At 62.7% G+C, this 21,707-nt stretch carries 21 protein-coding genes; 11 read left to right on the plus strand and 10 right to left on the minus strand.

Translation table 11 applies throughout. From position 1 onward, the window contains the following. The first annotated feature begins 139 nt into the window (after nt 1-139). The 10 genes from P0D87_RS20235 to P0D87_RS20280 all read left to right on the plus strand — a co-directional run bounded on the left by P0D87_RS20235 (nt 140) and on the right by P0D87_RS20280 (nt 9,756). Nucleotides 140-460 carry a hypothetical protein gene (locus tag P0D87_RS20235; RefSeq protein ID WP_006049520.1) on the plus strand — a complete coding sequence of 107 codons (321 nt, stop codon included), beginning with the start codon at nt 140-142 and terminating at the stop codon, nt 458-460. Nucleotides 461-611: 151 nt separating this feature from the next. Next, on the plus strand, nt 612-2,774 hold the full coding sequence (locus P0D87_RS20240) for a hybrid sensor histidine kinase/response regulator (RefSeq protein ID WP_053860025.1): 2,163 nt from the start codon (nt 612-614) through the stop codon (nt 2,772-2,774). After that, nucleotides 2,771-4,402: a hybrid sensor histidine kinase/response regulator gene (locus tag P0D87_RS20245; protein ID WP_006049518.1), complete on the plus strand. Its 1,632-nt coding sequence runs from the start codon at nt 2,771-2,773 to the stop codon at nt 4,400-4,402. Before P0D87_RS20240 ends, P0D87_RS20245 begins: the two co-directional genes overlap by 4 nt. Beyond that, a complete protein-coding gene (locus tag P0D87_RS20250; protein ID WP_029966706.1) occupies nt 4,399-5,031 on the plus strand; it encodes a response regulator in 633 nt (210 codons plus the stop codon). Before P0D87_RS20245 ends, P0D87_RS20250 begins: the two co-directional genes overlap by 4 nt. A gap of 414 nt (nt 5,032-5,445) precedes the next feature. Beyond that, nucleotides 5,446-5,655: a hypothetical protein gene (locus P0D87_RS20255; protein WP_006049515.1), complete on the plus strand. Its 210-nt coding sequence runs from the start codon at nt 5,446-5,448 to the stop codon at nt 5,653-5,655. Nucleotides 5,656-5,731: 76 nt separating this feature from the next. Continuing rightward, entirely contained in the window at nt 5,732-7,009 is a 1,278-nt protein-coding gene (locus tag P0D87_RS20260) for a NupC/NupG family nucleoside CNT transporter (RefSeq protein ID WP_053860026.1), read from the plus strand. Continuing rightward, the gene (locus P0D87_RS20265) at nt 7,005-7,415 is read left to right on the plus strand and encodes a cytidine deaminase (protein ID WP_482811981.1); all 411 of its coding nucleotides are present in this window, start codon (nt 7,005-7,007) and stop codon (nt 7,413-7,415) included. Before P0D87_RS20260 ends, P0D87_RS20265 begins: the two co-directional genes overlap by 5 nt. Further along, the gene (locus tag P0D87_RS20270; protein ID WP_053860027.1) at nt 7,412-8,377 is read left to right on the plus strand and encodes a nucleoside hydrolase; all 966 of its coding nucleotides are present in this window, start codon (nt 7,412-7,414) and stop codon (nt 8,375-8,377) included. The genes P0D87_RS20265 and P0D87_RS20270 overlap by 4 nt, the downstream gene beginning before the upstream one ends. 79 nt (nt 8,378-8,456) lie before the next feature. After that, nucleotides 8,457-9,392 (plus strand): 2-dehydropantoate 2-reductase, encoded by a 936-nt coding sequence (gene panE / locus P0D87_RS20275; RefSeq protein WP_053860028.1) that lies wholly within the window; start codon nt 8,457-8,459, stop codon nt 9,390-9,392. Nucleotides 9,393-9,456: 64 nt separating this feature from the next. Beyond that, complete coding sequence (locus P0D87_RS20280) at nt 9,457-9,756, plus strand: hypothetical protein (RefSeq protein WP_006049509.1); 300 nt, start codon at nt 9,457-9,459, stop codon at nt 9,754-9,756. 87 nt (nt 9,757-9,843) lie between these two features. Here P0D87_RS20280 and P0D87_RS20285 read toward each other — a convergent pair whose 3' ends face one another. From P0D87_RS20285 to P0D87_RS20315, 7 genes are read right to left on the minus strand one after another with little or no spacing between them, the layout of a single operon-like run. After that, the gene (locus P0D87_RS20285; protein WP_006049508.1) at nt 9,844-10,890 is read right to left on the minus strand and encodes an ABC transporter substrate-binding protein; all 1,047 of its coding nucleotides are present in this window, start codon (nt 10,888-10,890) and stop codon (nt 9,844-9,846) included. Nucleotides 10,891-10,933: 43 nt separating this feature from the next. After that, nucleotides 10,934-12,061: an NAD(P)/FAD-dependent oxidoreductase gene (locus P0D87_RS20290; RefSeq protein WP_053860029.1), complete on the minus strand. Its 1,128-nt coding sequence runs from the start codon at nt 12,059-12,061 to the stop codon at nt 10,934-10,936. Beyond that, a complete protein-coding gene (locus tag P0D87_RS20295; protein ID WP_053860030.1) occupies nt 12,054-13,487 on the minus strand; it encodes an NAD(P)/FAD-dependent oxidoreductase in 1,434 nt (477 codons plus the stop codon). Before P0D87_RS20295 ends, P0D87_RS20290 begins: the two co-directional genes overlap by 8 nt. Beyond that, complete coding sequence (locus P0D87_RS20300) at nt 13,484-13,843, minus strand: (2Fe-2S)-binding protein (protein ID WP_044021109.1); 360 nt, start codon at nt 13,841-13,843, stop codon at nt 13,484-13,486. The genes P0D87_RS20295 and P0D87_RS20300 overlap by 4 nt, the downstream gene beginning before the upstream one ends. Nucleotides 13,844-13,866: 23 nt before the next feature. Beyond that, entirely contained in the window at nt 13,867-14,661 is a 795-nt protein-coding gene (locus P0D87_RS20305) for an ABC transporter permease (protein ID WP_029966695.1), read from the minus strand. 30 nt (nt 14,662-14,691) lie between these two features. Next, nucleotides 14,692-15,606, minus strand: coding sequence for an ABC transporter permease (locus tag P0D87_RS20310; RefSeq protein ID WP_053860814.1), 915 nt, complete (start codon nt 15,604-15,606; stop codon nt 14,692-14,694). Next, nucleotides 15,599-16,690 carry an ABC transporter ATP-binding protein gene (locus P0D87_RS20315; protein WP_029966691.1) on the minus strand — a complete coding sequence of 364 codons (1,092 nt, stop codon included), beginning with the start codon at nt 16,688-16,690 and terminating at the stop codon, nt 15,599-15,601. The genes P0D87_RS20310 and P0D87_RS20315 overlap by 8 nt, the downstream gene beginning before the upstream one ends. 279 nt (nt 16,691-16,969) lie before the next feature. Between P0D87_RS20315 and P0D87_RS20320 the strand changes: the two genes are divergently transcribed. Beyond that, nucleotides 16,970-17,860, plus strand: coding sequence for an IclR family transcriptional regulator (locus P0D87_RS20320; RefSeq protein ID WP_053860031.1), 891 nt, complete (start codon nt 16,970-16,972; stop codon nt 17,858-17,860). A gap of 89 nt (nt 17,861-17,949) precedes the next feature. Here P0D87_RS20320 and P0D87_RS20325 read toward each other — a convergent pair whose 3' ends face one another. The 3 genes from P0D87_RS20325 to P0D87_RS20335 form a co-directional block, all read right to left on the minus strand. Next, nucleotides 17,950-19,512, minus strand: coding sequence for an OprD family outer membrane porin (locus tag P0D87_RS20325; RefSeq protein ID WP_053860032.1), 1,563 nt, complete (start codon nt 19,510-19,512; stop codon nt 17,950-17,952). A gap of 155 nt (nt 19,513-19,667) precedes the next feature. Continuing rightward, nucleotides 19,668-20,687 (minus strand): ABC transporter ATP-binding protein, encoded by a 1,020-nt coding sequence (locus P0D87_RS20330; RefSeq protein WP_053860033.1) that lies wholly within the window; start codon nt 20,685-20,687, stop codon nt 19,668-19,670. Beyond that, the gene (locus P0D87_RS20335; protein ID WP_053860034.1) at nt 20,684-21,706 is read right to left on the minus strand and encodes an ABC transporter ATP-binding protein; all 1,023 of its coding nucleotides are present in this window, start codon (nt 21,704-21,706) and stop codon (nt 20,684-20,686) included. Before P0D87_RS20335 ends, P0D87_RS20330 begins: the two co-directional genes overlap by 4 nt. Nucleotide 21,707 lies beyond the last annotated feature (1 nt).

Here is a 21,707-nt window from a genome sequence, read left to right on the forward strand (position 1 = left end):
GCAATGTGCGAGCGGGGTCAGGATTTCCTTACCCGCGAATCGGGATACCCCTGGCGCATTCTCCGCGCTGACTGACTGCCGTGCGATGCGCTTCGTTCTATGATGAGCGGGTCAAAATGGCCTAACCGGATGAGCAGAAATGATTCCGTATCTGTCGCAGCGCGAAAACGAGGTGGAGCATATCAATTCGATCTGCTTCCGGCTATTCGATATCTGGTGCGAACGACGCTGCATCACGCCGCTGGGGTATCTGCTGCATTGCTGGCCGCTGGTCGACAGCGGACCGAAGGCGATCAGGCGAGTAGGCGAAACACTGCGGGAATTGCGCAAGTCTCATCATACGGAACTGGATGGCGACGTCGCGGCAATGCTTCGCGAACTGGCCGATTGCGTGGACGATCTCCTGCTTCGCGCAGTGCACGAGCCGGCAGGGGCAACCGGAATCCGGCTGTCGTCGTGAGTCGAATGCAGCACGCTGGGCACGCAATCCGGCAACGCTCTCGCATGGCGTCATAACGTAATAACCGCTTGTTTAAGGCGGGTGCCGTAAAACCGCAGTCGCTGCACGAGCGCGCAACGCGAACTGACATCACCATGCTTGCGGGGGCAATATGGCTGTCGACCTCATGGGACAGTGGCGGTATCCGCTCAGGCGGTTGCGGCACAGTGTCGTGCTCCGGCTTCTCGCAGTCGTGATTCTGTTTAGTTGCGTGCTCACCTTGTTGTTGACCGCGCTGCAGATCGAACGCGATTACAGCGCCGGTGTTGCGCTGATCGAGAACCGTCTCGCGGATATCGATAAAAGCTACCGCGATAGTCTCGGCGAGGCGCTGTGGCGGTTAGACGATGCGCAATTGCGGCTCGAACTGGGCGGCATTGTGCGTCTCGCGGACGTCAGCACGGCTCAGGTGCGTCAGTCCGGAAGCGGCACGGCGCCGCTGCTCGTGTCCGCCGGCAAGCCCGCAAGCGGGCCGGCAATCACGCGCGAGTACCCGCTCGTCTATCGCGTGCTCGGCAAGGAACAACGCATCGGCACGCTGTATGTGCAGGCGACGTTGAACGATCTCTACGACGATCTCACGCACACGGCGCTGCTCATTCTCGTTACTCAGGCCGCCAATACCTTCCTCGTTTCTCTTTTCATTTTCTACGTACTCACGCGGCTCGTGACCCGTCATCTCGCGGTACTCGCGCATACTGTCGAGGACTACGATTTTCGGGAGCCCGCGCAGCCGTTGAAACTGAATCGGCGCGCGCCCCGTGAGCCCGACGAACTGGAACGCGTGGTGACGGCCTTCAATTCGATGGGCGCGCGCCTGCACCACGCCTATCTCGATGAGCGCGAAGCCGCCGCCGAGCGCGAAGCGCGTCGCTCGGCCGAGGCCGCGAATCGCGCGAAAGGGGAGTTCCTCGCCAACATGAGTCACGAATTGCGCACGCCGTTAAACGCCATTCTCGGCTACGCGCAGATCTTGCGGCGCGACGCAAGCCTGAGCGAGCACCATCGCGAAGGCGTCGGCGTGATTCAACGCAGCGGCGAACATCTGCTCGCACTGATTGGCGACGCGCTTGATTTCGCGCGGGTCGAAGCGGGCCGCTTGCGCATCGAGATGAATGACGTGCCGCTCGCCGGCACACTCGACGCAATTCGCGAGATCATTGAAGTGAAGATTGTGCAGAAGCATGTCGAGTTTATCTGGCGCGTTGCGCCCGATGTGCCCGATGCAGTACGCGCGGACGAACGGCGCTTGCGTCAGGTGCTGCTGAATCTGCTGGTCAACGCATTCAATTACACGGATCAGGGCAGCGTGAGCCTGTTGATCGAAATGAGCGCGGCGGGCAAGGTCTGCTTCGAAGTGCGCGATACGGGCATCGGCATGGATGCCGATCAGCTCCAGACTATCTTTGAGCCTTTCGAACAGATCATGCATACGGAGCGCGGCGCGAGCGGCACGGGGCTCGGCCTCACGATCAGTCAGCAGTTGCTTCGCGCAATGGGCAGCGAGATTCATGTGCAAAGCCAGCCTGGCCGCGGCAGTCTGTTCTGGTTCGAACTCGACGCGGCGGCAGTCGTCGCGCCGCTCGCGGCGCCTGCCCGCACGGACGCGCGCATGGCGACGGGTTACAAAGGGCCGCGCCGCAAGGTCGTCGTGATCGACGACGTCGCGATGAACCGCGCGGTCATGGTCGAGTATCTCGGCCGGCTCGGCTTCCAGATCGTCGAGGCGACAGGCGGCCGGCAAGGACTTGCGAGGATCTTGAGCGAACGTCCCGCGCTGATCGTCACCGACGTCGTGATGGCGGATATGGACGGACTCGAAGCGACCCGCCGATTGCGGCAGATTCAAGGCTTCGCGAATGTGCCGGTCATCGCGACATCGGCGAGTCCTTCCGGCGTGGGCGAACAACGCAGCCTCGCGGCCGGCGCGAATGCGTTTCTTTCGAAGCCGATCGACTTCGACAAACTGCTCGCGCAACTCGCGCGTTTGCTCGACCTCGAATGGACTTACACGGAAGCCAACGATCCTGCGGTCGTGCTCGATGCACCGACTGCACCGCTTGTCCCCGTGCCCGAAAAAGAACTCCAGCAATTGCATCTGCTCGCGCGCCGCGGCGATATGCAGGAAATCGCGCTGTGGGCGGAGCGCGTCGGCAGACATGCCCCGCATTACCACGCGTTCACCGCGCGGATTCTTTCTCTCGCGAAGGGCTATCAGTCCAAGACGCTGCTGCATCTTGTCGAAGAGCAACTCGAACGTCAGGCGGTAAGATGAGCGAGATGACTCTTCCTGGCGACGCTTCGCCCACTGTTCTGATCGCCGACGACAACCCCGCGAATCTCGCGGTCGTCGTCGAAAGCCTGGTCGCGCGCGGCTTCAAGGTACTGGTCGCGCTCGACGGTCCGGAGGCGATTCAGCGGGCGCAATTCTCGCAGCCCGATCTGATTCTGCTCGACGTGAGAATGCCGGGCATCGACGGTTTCGAAACTTGCCGGCGCCTGAAATCCGACGAGCGCACGCGCAATATCGCCGTGATCTTCATGACGTCGCTAACGGGCAGCGATGACATGGTCGAAGGCTTCTCCGCGGGCGGCGTCGATTACCTCACAAAACCCGTTCACGTCGATGAGATGATGGCGCGCATCAGCACGCATCTCGCGTTAAGAGGCATGCACCAGAAGCTGATTGCGCAGAACCGTCAATTGCAGGAAGAAGTATTCGTGCGCCAGCGGGCGGAAAGTGCATTGTCGCGCGTGCGCGACGGTCTCGAAGAAAGCGTCGCTCAGCGCACCGACGAACTTGCGCGGGCGAATGCAACGCTGCAAGCGCAGATCGAGGAGCGCAGACGCGCCGAAGCGCGGCTCGTTGCAAGCGAGTTCCGTTTTCGCACCATTGTCGAGACGAGCCCCGTGCCGCTTTGCATTACGTCGATGCCGGAAGGGCGCATTCTCTATACCAACAAACCGTTGCGCGAACTATTCGGCGTCGACTACGTGACCACGCACATCACGAATATCGGCGAGCTTTATGCGGACACTGACGACCGCGACCGGCTGGTCGACCAACTGCGTCATGAAGGAAACTTTCGCAATACCGAAGTCAAGTTCAGGCGGCCGGACGGCACGATGTTCTGGGCGATCGCCACCGCGCGCGTCGCGACTTATGACGATGCGCCGGCGATCTTCGTCGGCCTTAACGACATCACGGAACGCAAACGCATCGAACAGGAATTGGTCGAGTCGCGCGAGCAATTGCGAGAACTTTCCGCCTACATGGAAGCGATTCGCGAGGAAGAGAGAAAGCGCATCGCGATGGAAATTCACGACGAATTGGGCCAGCTTCTCACTGCGCTAAAAATGGATGTGTCGCTGCTCAAGATGCGTCTTCCCGGCGATCAGGAAGTCGCGAGAAGAGCCGACGATATGCGTGAACTCGTTGAGAGAACCATCTGGATGGTGCGCAACGTCGCGAGTCATTTGCGGCCGGCCGCGCTCAATTACGGTATCGTGTCGGCGCTCGAATGGCTCGTCGACGATTTCGGGCGGCGCAGCGGACTCGCCTGCCAGTTCCGCCTGAACGGCAACGAGCCCATACTGTCCGATGCGCACGCAACCGCCATGTTCCGTATCGTGCAGGCTTCGCTGACCAACGTCGCGCGGCATGCCAGCGCGACGCGCGCGGACGTCACGCTCACGAGTACGCAGGCCGCGTTGGACCTGCATGTGAGCGACGACGGCTGCGGTTTCGATCAGGAGGCGGTGCGCCGCGATTATTCATACGGACTGCTCGGCATGAGCGAGCGGGCGCGTCTGATTGGCGGATCGTTGCTGATCGACAGCGCGCCGGGCACCGGCACTTCGGTCTCGATTCATATACCGCTTCAGGATGGGCTTCAGACATGATCAACCTTTTGATTGCCGACGATCACCCTTTGGTGCGCGGAGGTCTCAAGCAGATAATCGAAACGACGCCCGACATCGTGGTGGCCGGCGAAGCGGCTCAAGGCTCCGAAGTAATCGAAAAACTGCGCACCTGTCAGGTCGATCTGCTGCTGCTCGACATGACGATGCCCGGCATTAGCGGTGTCGATCTGATCCGGCGCGTGCGTGCCGAGCGTCCATCGCTGCCGATACTCGTGCTGAGCATCCATAACGAGGCACAAGTCGTCTCTCGCGCGCTGCGCGCGGGCGCAACCGGTTATGTGACGAAAGACAGCAACCCTGACGTGTTGCTCGCGGGGATTCGCAAGCTTGCCGAAGGCGGGCGCTTTATCGATCCGAAGCTGGTTGAGGGGATCGTGTTCGAAACCTATTCGGGCGATGCGCCGCCGCACGAAATTCTTTCCGATCGCGAGTTTCAGGTTCTGCAGATGCTCGCGCTCGGCAAGAGCCTGAATGACATCGCCGACGCGTTCGCGCTAAGCGCGAAGACGATCAGCACGCACAAGATGCGGCTTATGCAGAAGCTCGGCCTCGCCAATAACGCCGATCTGATTCGCTATGCGATCAGACACGGACTCGTCGCCGAGTAGGTCACGAACACGTAATTTTGACGCGTCAGGAAAACCTGAGCCTCAAAACAGGCATTCCTGAACCGACATTCCGCCGCCGCCGATGGAGGCGTTGCCACCGCCGACTTACGATGCATGATGGGAACCGGCGGAGGACCTAATGGCAGCGTCAGAGCGATCATTGCGTGACCTTATCGAGAAGTGGCTCGACGCAACAGGTGCCGCATCGGCACGCGTGCAGTTGCAACCGTCCCCGCGTCGTGGGATGAAGCGCTGCGTCTGCGTCGAGGCGCAACGCGAGGCCGGCGCACTCACGCTGTTTTTCTTTCGACACGGCGACGGCCTTTGGCACGTCTTTCCGCCTGACGAGCGGCCGGCCATGAGGATCGCCATGATGGCCGCCTAAACGGCAGTTTGCGCAACGGAGGCAGGATCATGACCCGACAGGAATGGGGTTTGGTGTCGCCGGAAGTACTGGCGCTGCGCATGTGGATGAGTGTGTGGTACGACCATGCAGTGGTGTCTGGTTTCATTCGCGCGCCCTTCGAACTGAACGACGCCGATGCTGAGCGGCTCGAAGGTTATTTCAGCCTCGGCCTTACGCCGCAAGAAGGCGCTGTCGTGTTCTTTTCCAAATCTCACTGATTCGCGCTTTAAACATTTCTCTCCCGCAGCAGTTTCGTTTAGCATCAGTGCCACTTTCATATGAAGAACAAGAGACATGGCACTTATCGCTCGCGACGTACTCGGCATTGCCGTACTGCTGCTCATCGCCTTTATCTTTTCGACCAATCGTCGCGCCATTCGCTTACGGACTGTAAGTAGCGCGTTGCTCGCGCAATTCTGCATTGGCGCATTCATTCTGTTCGTGCCGCTCGGCAAGACGATTCTCGCGGCCGCCGCGGCCGGCGTGAATAACGTGCTCGGCTACGGCAATGCCGGCATTGAATTCCTGTTCGGCGGACTCGTGCAGGCGAAGATGTTTCAGGTATTCGGCGACGGCGGCTTTGTGTTTGCGGTGCGCGTGCTGCCGGCCATCATCTTCGTGACGGCGCTCATTTCCGTGCTGTACTACCTCGGCGTGATGCGCTGGATCGTGATCGTACTCGGCACTGTCTTCCAGAAACTGCTTGGCGTGTCGAAGCTCGAATCGTTTTCCGCCGTCACCACGATCTTTCTCGGGCAAAGCGAAATGCCCGCGGTCGTCAAACCGTTCACGCGCGACATGACGGGTGCCGAACTATTCGCGGTGATGTCGAGCGGCATGGCCGCGGTCGCGGGCTCGGTGCTCGCGGGTTATGCGGGGCTCGGCGTGCGAATTGAATATCTGCTCGCGGCGTCGTTCATGGCCGTGCCCGGCGGACTGCTGTTCGCCAAGATCATTCATCCGTCGACGGAACCGAGCCGCGTTCATCTCGACAACCTCAACTTCGACGAAAAGCGTCCCGCCAATGTGATCGAAGCGGCGAGCTCGGGCGCGACCGTCGGACTCAAAATCGCCGTGATGGTGGGCGCGATGCTGATCGCATTCGTCGGACTCATCGCATTGCTCAACGGCCTGGTGGGTGGCATAGGCGGCTGGTTCGGCCACCCGGATCTGTCCATGCAATCCATCCTCGGCACGGTGTTCGCACCGCTCGCGTGGCTGATCGGCGTGCCGTGGAGCGAGGCCGCGATTGCCGGCAATTTTCTCGGGCAGAAGATCATTCTCAACGAGTTCGTTGCATACGCATCGTTGTCGCCCTATCTGAAGGATGCCGCGAGCGTGAGCGCAGCGGGCCTGCAGGCGCTCGATCCGCGTACGCTTGCTATTCTGTCGTTTGCGTTATGCGGCTTTGCGAACTTTGCGTCGATCGCGGTGCTGACGGGCGGCTTTAGCGCCGTCGCGCCGGAACGACGCGCCGAAGTCGCGCGCTACGGCTTGCGTGTGGTGCTCGCGGCAACGCTCTCGAATCTGATGAGCGCGACCATCGCGGGCATGTTCATTACGCTCAATTGATTCGAGGACGTCTCGCATGAACATGGAACAACTGTTGGAGCGCGCGGGTGCCGCGCGAGAAAAGGCCTATGCGCCGTATTCGAAATTCAAGGTCGGCGCTGCGTTGCTGACGAAAGACGGCCGCGTATTCGACGGCTGCAATGTCGAGAACGCGTCGTATGGTTTGTGCAATTGCGCTGAACGTACCGCGTTTTTCAGCGCGATTGCAGCGGGCTACCAGCGCGACCAGTTTGCCGCGCTAGCCGTGATCGGCGATACCGACGGCCCGATTGCGCCCTGTGGTGCGTGCCGCCAGGTGATCATTGAACTCGGCGGCCCCGAGTTGCGCATTCGACTCGGCAACCTGCATGGCGCGACGCGCGACACGACCGCGCGCGAACAACTGCCGGACGCGTTCTATCTATGACCGCGCACAAGGTGATTTACGACACCGACCCCGGTGTCGACGATGCGATGGCGCTCGTCTTCCAGGCGCTGCATCCGGATATCGAACTGCTCGGATTGACGAGCGTATTCGGCAACGCGACGATCGAGACGACCACGCATAACGCGCGCTTTCTCGCGGGCCGCTTCGCGCCTGGCGTGCCGGTCGCGCGCGGCGCCGCGGCTCCGCTCGAGCGCGCCGCGCCGCAGCCGCTCGCGTGGATTCATGGCAACAACGGCCTCGGCAACATCGTGCTGGGCGACTCGCCGGCTGCACCGCTCGACCCGCGGCCCGCGCACCGGTTTATTATCGACAGCGTGCGTGCGCATCCCGGCGAAGTCACGTTGCTGGCCGTCGGCCCGCTGACCAATCTCGCGCTCGCGCTCGCCGACGATCCGCAGATCGCGCCGCTCGTGAAGCAGGTAGTCGTGATGGGCGGCGCGTTCGGCACCGAGGGCGTGCTCGGCAACGTGACGCCCGCAGCCGAGGCCAACATTCTCGGCGATCCTGACGCCGCCGACATCGTGTTCGGCGCGCCGTGGCCTGTGGCCATCGTCGGGCTCGACGTCACGCAGCGCACCATCATGAGCCAGGAGTATCTTGCGTCGATCCGCGATCGCGGCGGCGCCGCGGGCCAGTTCATCTGGGACGTATCGCGGCACTACGAGGCGTTTCATCAGCAAAGCGCGCAGTTAAAAGGCATTTATGTGCACGACTCGTCGGCGGTCGCGTATGTGCTGGCGCCGCATCTGTACACCACGCGCAGCGGTCCGGTGCGGGTGTTGACGGAAGGCATCGCCGTCGGCCAGACGATACTGAAGCCGTCCACGATGCCGGTGCCCGCGCCCGCCTGGGACTCGCGGCCCGCGTGCAAGGCATGCGTCGGCGTCGACGCGGCCGGCATGCTCGCGTTATACGAGAACACCGTCTGCGCGAAGCCGTGAGCATGTGCGCTTGTCCGGTGCATTGCGCCAATCTTTGCTACATTGCTTCGAGCGACGACATTCATTCGAGAGGCCAAAGATGCGAATTCTGGTTGTAGGCGCGGGCGCCGTGGGCGGCTACTTCGGCGGACGGCTCGCAGCGGCGGGACAGGACGTCACTTTTCTCGTGCGCGCGGGCCGGGCGGACAGGCTTCGGCGCGACGGACTGGTGATCAAAAGCGCGCGCGGCGATCTTACGCAGCGTGACGTCAAGACGATTCTGGCCGGCGTGAACGCCGAACCGTTCGATGTCGTGCTGCTAAGTTGCAAGGCATACAGTCTCGACGATGCAATCGATTCGTTTGCACCGCTCGTCGGCGAATCGACTGTGATTCTGCCGATGCTGAACGGCATGCGTCATATCGACGTGCTCACGCAACGATTCGGCGAAGCGCGTGTGCTCGGCGGCCAATGCGTGATTGCGGCCACGCTCAACGCCGATCAGCAGATCGTGCATTTGAACGACACGCACGCGGTCACGTTCGGCGAACTGGCGGGCGGCGTCTCCGAACGCGTGCAGGCGATTGCCGACGCGATGGCCGACGCGAATTTCGACGTGGTGGTCAGCGAGAACATCTTGCTGCGCATGTGGGAAAAGTGGGTCTTCCTTGCGACGCTCGCGGCGAGTACATGTTTGATGCGCGGTTCGATCGGCGAGATTCTTTCCGCGCCGGACGGCAAGCGCGTGATCGAGAATCTGCTCGCCGAGGCCCGCGCCGTTGCGCAACATCACGGCTTTACGATGGCGCCGGATTTCGATGCGCGTGCCACGCAAATGCTTTTCACGCCGTCGCCGCTTACCGCTTCCATGTTGCGCGATGTAGAGAACCACTCGCACACCGAGGCCGATCATATTCTCGGCGATCTGATCGCGCGCGGCGGCGAAGCGCAAAAGAGCGAGCAGAGTTTGTCGTTGCTGCGCATCGCGTATAGCCATTTGAAGACGTATGAGGCAAGGCAAACGCGCACGTCGTGACGTAGTGAATTTAAGCGTTGAACGTGAGCAGTGAGTCGTAGCCCCATGACCGGAGGAGGTCAACATGCCGGCTCCAATCGGATCGGTGCCCGCGCTTAGCGCTGCGTCGGCGACCATCTTCTCGATCGGTATTGCGTTTCTCGGCTATTGGGGAATGTATGAGCCGACCGGCTGGCGGGTAGCGGACGTGATCGTGTTCATCCTCGCGCTACTCGGCTTCGGCTGCCTCGGGCTCGTACCGTGGATGGCAACGACGCCCGTCGAACCCGAAACGAGCGACGCGAAAATACGCATTGCGCGACATCTGTTTCTCGGCGGCGTAGCGGCGATCTGGCTTGCGGTGGCCGTGTCGGTCATCTTCTAAAACGTATTCGCACACAAAGAAAATCGCGCGCCTCTATGCAACGAGGCGCGCGATTTTTCATTTATGTCGAAGCACGAACCGCTGCGCTCACCGTTCGATCTGCCGGTTCCAGCGCGTGTCCCACTGCGCGCGATGCGCGTTGATCGTGTCCCAATCTACCACCGTGACCTTGCGCACGAGGTCTTCCAGATTGCCGAGGCTTTGCTGCATTGCCGGCGTCATCTTCGCGAGACGGTTGGTCGGAATCTGCTTGCCCGCTTCGGCGGCTTTGGTCTGCGCCGGCGCGGACAGCAGGAATTGCGCGAGCTTCTGCGCGAGTTGCGGATCGGGGTTGTTGTTGACCACGCACAGATCGACGAGCAACAGCACCGGACCTTCCTTCGGATTCACATAAGCGACCGGAATGCCCTTGTCGGAGAGATCGCCGACGGCAGTCGGCGTCAACGGAAAGAGACCTGCTTCGCCGGTCTGCACCATTTCCGAAATCTTCGCCGAGTTCGGCACGTATTCGACGACATTCGGGCCCACCGTGCTTGCCCATTTCGTGAAGCCGGGTTCGACGTTCTGCTCGCTGCCGCCCATCAAACGGTTGATCGCGAGAAAGCCGTGCAGGCCGAACGTGCTGCTCGACGCCGACTGGAACACCACCTTGCCCTTGTACTTGGGATCGGCGAAATCCATCCATGAAGTGGGCGGCGCCCAGCCTTTCTCGGCAAACAGCTTCTTGTTGTACGCAATGCCCGTCATGCCGAGTTGCACGCCCGCGCCCATGTCGTCCTTCATGCGCGCAAACGGATAGAGTTCCTTGAGCACCGGCGAATCGTCGAGCTTCTTGCATACGCCCATGCTCACGGCGCGCGCCATCACGCCGTCATCGAGAAACACCACATGAATTTGCGGACTCGCCTTGTTCGCGAGCAGCTTGGCAAGAATGTCCGACGACGTGCCCGGCACGACCACCACTTTCACATTGTTCGCTTTCTCGAAGTCGGGCAGCACCTGGCTCGTATAAGCCTTTTCCATCGGGCCGCCATTCATGCCGATGTAAATGGTCTTGGTCTGCGACCACGCAGGCGCTGCCGCGCCGAATGCACACAAGGCGGCGAGTGCCGCGATCGTTCGGAACAGTTTCATTGATGATCTCCAGGTTTCGTGAATGTGGTGTTCAAGCGTGGTTCTATGCGACGGATGACGCAGCAAGCTGCGCAAAGCGGCCAATCGAAAACGCGTCGAGAGGCGTGGCCGTGGCGCCGTCGATGACGAGATCGGCGAGCACTTCGCCGACACCGGGCGCGAGCAGAAAGCCGCCGCCCGAAAAACCGAATGCATGCAGAAGACGCGGCACCGCGCGGCTCGCTCCGATGATCGGATTATTGTCGGGCGTCTCGCCCTCCACGCCGCTCCATGTGCGGATCAGGAGCGCCTCGCGCAACGCGGGCAGCAGCGCGCACGCATCGCGCATCACGGCTCGCGTGGTTTCCGTCGACGGCCGGCCATATTCGCCATCGCCACTGCCGCGTCCGCCGCCGATCACGCAATTGCCGCGCGCCACTTGCCGCGCATAGATGCCGCCGCCATATACGCCGAGGTTGTGCGTGATGAAAAGCGGCAATGGCTCGGTGACCCACATGTTCGGATAGATCGGCTTCATCGGCGCTCTTTCGCCGAAGTAGCCCGCGACGGTATTCGCCCACGCGCCCGCGCAATTGATCAGCCAGTCCGCGCTGATTTCTTCATTGCCGGCGCGCAGCTGAAAGCGTCGGCCGTCGTGACGAATGTCGCCCAGTTCGGTTTGCTCGCGCACGTCCGCGCCCGCGGCACGCGCGGCGCGTGCGAACGCGGGCGAGACGAGACGCGGATTCGCGTGACCGTCGCTCGCACACAGCGAGCCGCCAATCGCCGCTTCGCCAAGCCACGGATAACGCCGTCGAAACGACTCGCCGCTTAGCAACTGCGCATGCAGTCCGTATTCGCGCGCCATGCCGGCCCATTGCTCGAGCGCGGCGAGATCGCTTTCGCTGCGCGCAAGCCGCAAATGTCCCGACACGGTGAATTCGCCGTCGATGCCGATCAATTCCGGCAAGCAGTCCCACACGCGCCGCGCGCGCATCGCGAGCGGCATCTGTTCGACGGGACGGCCCTGGCAACGCACGCCGCCGTAGTTCACGCCGCTCGCCTGCGCGCCGCAAAAACGCCGCTCGATTAGAGCCACGCGCAAGCCGCGTTTCGCAAGCGCCAATGCCGCCGACGAACCGACGAGTCCGCCGCCTGCAATCGCGACGTCGTAGTGGACGGCGTCACTCATCGCGCGCCTCCTCGGGAATCTCCGCGACGTCGTCCGCATAGAGCGCGGGCGACAGCGGAATCGGCTTGACCGGCGGCTGGCTGCGCAGACGGCCAACCGCTTCGAGCGGCCGGCCGGTTTCCTCGGCAAGCAGTTGAAGCGCCGCCTCGCCGCACATGCGGCCCTGGCAACGTCCCATGCCGACGCGAGTGAGCGCCTTCAGGCGATTGATCTCGTTTGCCTCGCCGCCGCGGATACAGTGCCTCAACGTGCCCGCGTCGATTTCTTCGCAGCGGCACACCGTCATATCGTCGGGCCACTGCGCCGCGCAGTTCGCGGGCGGCGCGAAAGCTGTTTCGATGCCCGCGCGAAACACGGCGATACGTTGCAGGCTGCGTCCGAGCGAGGCGGCATCGGACATGCCGGGTCCGCGCGGATGCGCGATGCCGAGGTCGTCGAGCAACGCTAGCGCGGCGCGGCGTCCGGCGAGTTCGGCGGCGTCCGCGCCGGCGATGCCCGCGCCGTCGCCGGCCAGATAGAGGCCGCGCACGGAGCTGCGTCCCGCGGGATCGAGTTCGGGCAGCCAGCAGCGATTGAGCGCGTCGAAGCGGAAGCGGCAGCCCGCGAGATCCGCAAGCTGCGTTTCGGGCTTGAGGCCGAAACTGACGCCGACCGCATCGCAATCAATTAGTTCGGATGGCGAACTACTGCCCGAGTTACGCCATTCAATCGATTCGACATTGAGTGCCCCGCGAATGCCGACCAACTGCACGCCGCGCTCGATGCGTATCCCGTGTGCCTTCAACCAACCCACGTAATACAGACCCTTTGCGAACGTCGACGGAACGCGGATGAGTTTCGGCGCGGCTGCAATCTGCCGCGAAAGAGGGCTTGTGTCGAGCACGGCGGCCACCTGCGCGCCGGCCTTTGCATACTGATAAGCGACGAGATACAGCAACGGTCCCGTGCCCGCCAGCACCACACGCCGGCCGATTACACAGCCTTGCGCCTTCAACGCGACCTGCGCCGCGCCGAGCGTGTACACGCCGGGCAAGGTCCAGCCAGGAAGCGGCAGAACGCGGTCGGTCGCGCCGCTTGCAATGATCAGATGCGAGAACGGCACGCTGACTTCGCGCCCCGCGGCGAGCGTATCGAGGCGGCCCGCTTCGCAAGCCCATGCCAGTGTGTCCGGGCGATAGTCGATGTGCGGCAGCAGCGCGGCCATCGTCGTATGCAACGCGTCGGCCTTGTGCGCCTCGAAACCGTACAGTGTTTTTTTCGAGCGCTCGAAGCCGCCGTTCGCGGGCGGCTGGCGATAAATCTGTCCGCCCCAACGCGCGTTTTCGTCGATCACGATAGGGCGCACGCCTGCCGCGACCAGCGTTTCGGCGGCGCGCACGCCGGCCGGTCCCGCGCCGACAATCACCACGCGGCGAGCGTCGTTCATGGCGCGTCTCCGCTGATTGCGGCATCCGCCGAACGGTTGCGTGTCAGCACGCGCATGCCGTCCGTGACGAGCGTCGAACAGGCTCGCACGCGCTTGCCTTCCTCGGTGCGCATCCAGCAGTCCTGGCATGCGCCGATCAGACAGAAGCCCGCGCGCGGCGCGCCGCTGAATTCGCTGTCGCGCACGCGGCGCTGTTGCATCAGCACGGCGGTCAGCAACGTATCGCCTTGCAGCGCGGAGACTTCATCGCCGTCGATATAAAAGCGCAGCGGTTCGCGCCGCGTTTCGGCCACGCGCACGAATTGGGGCTCGCGCGCGGACGTTGAAGGGTGAGATGACGGCAAGTTGGACGGCATGAGAGCGTGAGCGGAAGAAGACATCAGTGCTGGCCGATCAGAATGCGATTGAGCCCATACACGCGATCGAGCAGCAGCATCGCGCCCGCGGTAATGAAGATCACGAGCGCGGACACGGAGGCCATCATCGGGTCGATGGATTCGGTCGCGTACATGTACATGCGCACCGGCAGCGTGACCGTTTGCGGCGAGGTGACGAAGATCGACATCGTCAGTTCGTCGAAGCTGTTGATGAACGCAAGCAGCCAGCCGCCGGTGATGCCAGGCAGAATCATGGGCAGCGTAATGCGGCGGAACGTGGTCCACGGATCGGCGCCGAGCGAATGCGCGGCGTGCTCGACGCTGCGATCCAGACCGCTGACCGAGGCGAGCACGAGCCGCATCACGAACGGCGTGATGATGATCATGTGCGCGACGATCAGCCACGTGAACGAGCCGGTCGCGCCGATCATCGCGAAGAAGCGCAGCAACGCGATGCCGAGCACGAGGCCGGGAATCACGAGCGGCGAGAGCAGCAAGCCATTCAGAAAAGCGCGGCCGGGAAAGCGCGCGCGGCCGATCGCGAGCGCGGCGGGCAGCGCGACGATCAGCGAGAGCGTCGCCGATGCAAACGCGAGCTTCAGGCTATTGACGAATGCCGCGATGAAATCGGGGTAATTGAGGATCGCGCGAAACCAGCGCAGCGACACGCCGTGCGTCGGCAACGTGAGCGTTTCGTCGGGCGTGAACGCAACCAGCACCACGATCACGAGCGGCGCGAGCACGAACGCAATGACGAGCGTGTGGAAAATCAGCGCAACAGGACCGTTCTTTCTCATGATGTTCTCGCGCAGCCGTTGTACGTTGTATCAACCGAGGCTTCTGGTGTACCTGCGTTCCAGAACCCGGTAGTAAGTGAGCATCACGATCAGGTTCGCGACCAGCAACAGCAGCGCGATGGTCGCGCCGAGCGGCCAGTTCAGCGAGCCGAGGAATTCGTCGTAGACGGCGGTTGCGGCCACTTTCAGGCGACGTCCGCCGAGCAGGCCCGGAATCGCAAATGCGCTTGCCGACAAACCGAACACCATCAGGCTGCCCGACAGAATGCCGGGCGTGAGTTGCGGCAACACGATGCGGCGCAGTGTGGTCGCGGGCGACGCCATCAACGAGAGCGCGGCGTTTTCCGTTTGCGGATCGAGCTTTTGCAAGGCGGTCCACACGGGAATCACCATGAACGGCAGCATCACGTGCACAAGTGCGATGACAATCGCGAACGTCGTGTATTCGAGCTTGTACGGTCCAAGGCCGATCAGAGCGAACGCCTGGTTCACGAGACCGCTGCTGTTGAGCAACATGCTCCAGCCGAACGCGCGCACTACAACAGAGACGAGCAGCGGCGCGAGAATCACCAGCAGAAACATCGAGCGATACGGATCGCGCATGCGCGACAGCACGTAAGCCTCGGGCGTGCCGATCACGACGCATAGCAGCGTGACGAGAAACGCAATGCCGAACGTGCGCAGAAAGATCGTGTGAAAGTACGACGAGCCGAGTACTTCCGCGTAATTGCCGAACTGGAATGCGGCGATCGGGCCGCTTGCCGGATCGAAGCGATAGAAGCTCAGCACCAGTGTCATCAGAAGCGGCACCAGCACGAGCGCGACGAACAGCAGGAACGCGGGCAGGCACATCAGCCAGAGCGGCACGAATGCGCGCCACGGCGCGCGCCTTCCGCTTGCGGATGCCGTCTTGCCGTCTTCCGTTGCGGGCAGCGTGCTATCCATGCTGCGCATCCCGTTGAATAAAGCGGATCGCCTCGCTGTTCCAGTCGACGCCGACCGCCGCGCCTTCGGGCAGCGGCTCATTGCCTTCGTTCTGGCAACACACCAGCACTTCGCCGAGCCGGCTGTCGAGCCGGTAAAGCCACTGGCTGCCGAGGAAGAAGCGGCTCGTCACGGTGGCGCTTACACGTCCCGCATCCGGCGCGCACAGGCGCAGTTTTTCCGGGCGAATGCACAGCGTCACGGCGTCGCCTGGGGCGATTACACGCTCGCGCGCCGGCAGTTGCGCGGTGCGTCCGGTTTCGCACAGATCGTGTCCGAGGTCGATGCGGATCGCGTCGCCGTCGCGCGCGATCACCGTGCCGGGCAGCATGTTCGCCTTGCCGATGAACTGCGAGACGAAGCGATTCTCGGGCCGCTCGTAGGCTTCATACGGCGTATCGATCTGCGTGATGCGGCCCGCTTCCATCACGACCACGCGGTCGCTGATCGACAGCGCTTCGGACTGATCGTGCGTGACCATGATCGTCGTCGTGCCGATTTTGCGTTGAATGCCGCGCAGTTCGAACTGCATGTCCTCGCGCAGCTTGGCGTCGAGATTCGACATCGGTTCATCGAGCAGCAGCACCGGCGGCGCGATGACGATGGCGCGCGCAATCGCCACGCGTTGCCGCTGACCGCCGGACAATTCGCGCGGAAAACGATGCGCTAGCGGATCGAGCCGCACGAGGGACAGCGCTTCGCGCACGCGCTCCTTGCGCTCCGCCCTGTCGACGTTGCGCATCTCAAGCCCGAAGCCGACGTTGTCCGCCACGCTCATATGGGGGAACAGCGCGTAGCTTTGAAACACCACGCCGAGGCCGCGCTTGTTCGGCTTCATATGCGTGATGTCGCGACCGTCGAGCGTGATGCGTCCGCGTGTCGTTTCGAGGAAGCCGGCGATCATCTGCAACGTGGTCGTCTTTCCGCAACCGGACGGCCCGAGCAGCGAAACGAACTCGCCTTTTTCCACCGACAGGTTGACGTCCGCGACCGCCTGAAGCTCGCCGAACGATTTGCCGACGTCTGTGAGTGTGAGGAAAGACATGGGGTGTGGCCTTTGAATGCCTCGATGGAGCCGACTCTAGCCAGCCAAATTACCGGGCGTCAATTGCGAATTCCGATTGACGATATAAGTGTTGGAAAAATTCCGGTAAGCGGAATAGCGGCGATGGAATCAAGCCAAATCGTTCCGCTGCGTGAGCTTGGGAGAATCCCTACATTTCCACGTTAACGTACAACACGGAACGAAACTCGGGCATCATTCCGCTGCCCGACGACACGCCTTATAGTGTTCCGGTCAATGGAATAAACGAGAGTCTGAACGATGAATGCGGCCGTCAAACGAGATCTCAGCCAGAACGTCGATGAAACCGGCGCGGCGCCCGGCACCGGAATGCTGGAGCGCGCCTTTGCCGTGATTCGCGCGTTATCCGAAGCGCAGCCCGACGGCGCCCGCGTCACGCGTCTCGCGAAAGCGGTCGGGCTCACGCAAGGCACGGTGCATCGCATCCTGCAGGCGTTGATCGCGGAGGGCGTCGTCGAGCAGGACGAGGGCTCGAAGCTTTATCGGCTGAGCGTGAACTTCTTCGCGCTCGCGGCCCAGGCGGGCAATCCGAGCGGCATGCGTACGCTATGCCGTCCCGCATTGCTGAGATTGTGCGCGAGCCTCGGCGATACGATTTTTCTGCTCGTCAAAAGCAGTTTCGACGCAGTGTGTCTCGACATCTGCGAAGGGCCGTTTCCAATCCGCTCGTTCACCGGCGATATTGGCGGACGCGTGGCGCTCGGCGTGGGGCAAGGGAGTCTCGCGATTCTCGCGTTTCTGCCCGAAGCGGAGCGCGAGGAAATCATCCGCTTTAACGTGCCGCGCATTCGCGGCTATGGCGTGCTGGACGAAGTGTATTTGCGCACCGAGATCGAACGCGTGCGGCAGTTGGGTTATGCGGGCCGCAATAGCGGCGTGCTCGACGGCATGGCGGGCGTGGCCGTGCCGATTCTCGACCGTACCGGCGTGGCCGTCGCAGCGTTGAGCGTCGGCACGCTGGCGGCGCGTTTGAGCGACGACCGCCTGCCGATGGTGGTGGAGTTGCTGCGCCGTCAGGCCGAGGCGATCGGCCCGCAAACCAATCCGTTCGACGTCGCGTTGCGCCGGCCCATGCACGGCCTCTCGCGCGCGATGACGAGCGTGCGTATTGCGGGCTCGGAGCAGGAATAAAAAGTACGACGCGCCGCGCCTGCATGGCCGGCGTCACGTGCCGACATGCGCAACGTGACGCCTTCTCTCGCAGCGCAAACGCGCGGCGCTCAGAACACTTTCACCGGCACATTCACCACGAGGCGGTACTCCATGTTGTTACCGTCCGAGTAGTAATTGCTGCCGTTGTGCCACATCGCGATGAACGTGACCTTGGTGTCCTTGAAGCGGCCGCTCTGCAGCGTATAGCTCGGAATGAAGCCGAACTCGTGATGATGGCCATGCACCGGCTGTCCGTTCTTCCAGTACAGATCATGCAGCGCGGCGCTCGGCGACGCGTTCTCCGCGGCTCCCGCAGATGCGTCCGCGCCCCAGCCATATGCACCCCACAACATCGCCTTGAGTCCGGACACGCCCGCGTATTTTCCGTCGAACGTATAGCGCAATTGCAGCGATTGCTCGTGCGGTGCGTTGTAGTCGACATCCATCGAATTGGTCAGGTAGATGCCGTTGGTCTCGTTCACGTAGTCGAAGAACTGGTCGCCGAGCACCTGCTGATAGCCGAGCAACAGCGCATGCGGCCCATGCTGCGCGGACACGGAAAGGCTATACGCATTGCTGTTGATGTGCCCCTGACGCGACGCGCCGGTATCGTGCGTCGAGTAGATGTTGGCGAGCCCGCTCCACTTGATCGTGGTCGGGTCGCCGAACGACTGCGCGACCGAACCGTAGTACTGGCGCCAGACATCGTCGGCCTGATCGACGTAGAGCGCCATCTCGCCGTTCTTCGCATAGTGCCAGGTGCCGCCGAGATACGTCACCCGGTCGATGCGCGTGCCGCCATACGAAGTGGTCAGATTGCTCAGATTCGTGTGGCCGCGTGCATCGACCTTGGTGAAGCTGCCGGCCTCGAGCGTCGTGTGAGCAAGATCGTTGCTGACGAGCGAGACGCCGAGAAAAGTCGGCGGCAGCGCGCGGTTGTCGTGCGGTTCGAGAAACGGATTCGTTACGTCCTGCAAACCATATTTGACGACCGTTTCGGAGATGCGTCCCTTGATGTCGTACATGCCTGGATAGGCCCACGCGAGTTGTTGCGAGCCGCCGCCGCTCTTGCCCACATGCACCATGTTGCCCGCGCCGTTGCCGCCGTCGAGCTTGAGCGCGCCGAACAGCGACGCATCCACGCCGAAGCCGACGAGCCCTTGCGTGAAGCCCGATTCATAGTTGACCTGCGCGCCTTGCACCCACGCATGACGATAGGTGTTAGGCGGCGCCTGGAAGTAATCCGCGTAGTTGCGGAACTGCAGATTCAAATGACTATCGGCGATGAAGCCCTTGCTCGCCGCCTGGCTCGACGGCGGTGTCGGCGGAAGAACGGTTTGCGAAGCCTCGGCGTTGACGATGGCGTTCGTCGTATCCGGCTGGTCGTTGCGAAGCTGGCCGCCCTGATCCGCGCGGCGCTTGTTCGCGGGCTGGGCCTGCGTCACTTGCGCGGGCGACGACAACGTTTGCGCGGCAGGCGCAGCGTTGCTTGCGTCGGGCGCGGGCTGCGTCACGCTGTCGTCGGCATATGCGTTGGCGGCGATGGCGAGCGCGGGAAGGGTAAAGGCACAGCAGATCGCGGCAGTGAGTCCGGACTTTTTTGACCGGTTTTTTGTTGGGTTATGTTTCATTGGGAATGTCTCGACAGTTGTTATTGAAACTCTGGCTGGCGCTTAGCCAGTCCATGCTGATCGCTCGTCATGCTGATGACATGACGAGCGAATCCCACGGCGTGACGTAAGCGCCGCGCCGGTGAATGAGGTCGTTGTCTTAAAGGCCGCTGGCTTTAGCCGTCGCCGACACGAATGCAGGCCACCCGTGTCGCGCTCGCGCCGTGCGTGACGGGCTGGGGAATTTGCGCCGCGCAAGCGTCGATCGCGTCCGGGCACCGTGTTCGAAATGCGCAGCCCGACGGCGGATTCAACGGCGAAGCAATCTCGCCGCGCAACAGCAGATGGCGACGCGCGCGCTCCACCGTCGGGTCTGGCACCGGCACGGCGGAGAGCAAAGCGCGCGTGTACGGATGAAGCGGCGTGCGATAAACGTCGCGCTTATCGCCGAACTCCATCACGCGTCCGAGGTACATCACGAGCACGCGGTGGCTGATTGCCTTCACGACCGCGAGATCGTGCGCGACGAACAGCAGCGAGAGCGACAACTCGCGTTGCAGATCGCGCAGCAGGTTGACGATCTGCGCCTGGATCGACACGTCGAGCGCGGAAACGGGTTCGTCGCAGATCACGAGTTGCGGCTCCGAGATCAGCGCGCGCGCAATGCCGACACGCTGACACTGGCCGCCGGAAAACTCGTGCGGATAGCGGCGCAAATGCTGCGCGTTGAGACCGACGCGTTCGAGCATCGTCAGAACGCGGCGCTGCACGTCGGCGCGCGCGAGATTCCTGCCATGTGCGATGAGCGGTTCGGCGACGATCTGTTCGATCGTCATGCGCGGATCGAGCGACGCGAGCGGGTCCTGGAAAATCATCTGCACGTTGCGGCGCAACAGCGTGGTGTCGCGACGCGAGCCGGGCAGCACCGTTTCGTTGCCGAGCCAGCGCACGCTGCCGCTTGCCACCGGCGCGAGTCCGATGATCGCGCGCGCGAGCGTCGACTTGCCGCAACCCGATTCGCCGACGAGGCCCACGGTCTCGCCGCGCCGCACGTTGAACGACACGCCGTCCACGGCGCGCAGCATGGTCTTGCCCGACCACGGGTACGCGCCGCGCGGCACGCCGAATTGCACCTTCAGTTGCTCGACCGAGAGCAGCGTCGCGGCTTCGCCGCTTGCAATGGAAGTCGCGTTCATACGTGTTGTGCCTCCAGAATTTCGCTCACGGGACGATGACAGGCGCGACGCGCTTCTGGATAACGGTCCGCTGCAACGAGTGACGGACGCGACTCGCGGCACACGTCCGTGCAATACGTGCAGCGCGGCGCGAATGCGCAGCCCGCGACGATTTCGCCAGGCAGCGGCGGATTGCCGGGAATGGTTTGCAACGGGCGATCGTCGTCGCTGTCGCCGCTGTCGCTGATGTCATCGCTCGTCAAACGCGGCAATGCGTTGAGAAGGCCGCGCGTGTATGGATGCGTCGGCGCCGCGAAGAGCGCTGCGGCGCTCGCCTGTTCGACGGTCTGGCCGGCGTACATCACCATCACGTCGTCGCACAGGCCGGCCACGACGCCCATGTCGTGCGTGATCAGGATGATCGCGGTGCCGCGCTCGCGATTCAGTTCGCGCAGCAGTTCGATGATCTGCGCCTGTACGGTCACGTCGAGCGCGGTGGTGGGCTCGTCGGCGATCAGAATTTCGGGCTCGGACAGCAGCGCCATCGCGATCATCACGCGTTGCCGCATGCCGCCGGAAAACTCGTGCGGATACATGCCGATGCGTCGCGGCGCATCGGGAATTCGCACCGATTCGAGCGCTTCGACCGCGCGGCGGCGCGCTTCACGGCGCGTCATCTTGCGATGCAGTTGCAGCGTCTCGGTCATCTGCCGCTCGATGGTGAGGAACGGATTGAGCGACGTCATCGGGTCCTGAAAGATCATGCCGATGCGGTTGCCGCGAATCCTGTTGAGCTCGCTTTCCTTCATCGCGAGCAGATTGTCGCCGCGATAGCGCGCTTCGCCGGACACCTTGCCGTTGCCTGCGAGCAGTCCGAGCATGGCCATCACCGTCTGGCTTTTGCCCGATCCCGATTCGCCGACAATGCCGAGCGTGCGGCCTGCTTCGAGTGAAAACGACACGCGCTGCACGGCGTCGACCGGCGCGCCTTCGCGGCGCGTAAAGCGCACGCTGAGATCTTTGACTTCGAGTAGCGGCATG

The sequence above is a fragment of the Paraburkholderia sp. RL17-368-BIF-A genome, from assembly GCF_046054045.1.
GTDB lineage: Bacteria > Pseudomonadota > Gammaproteobacteria > Burkholderiales > Burkholderiaceae > Paraburkholderia > Paraburkholderia graminis.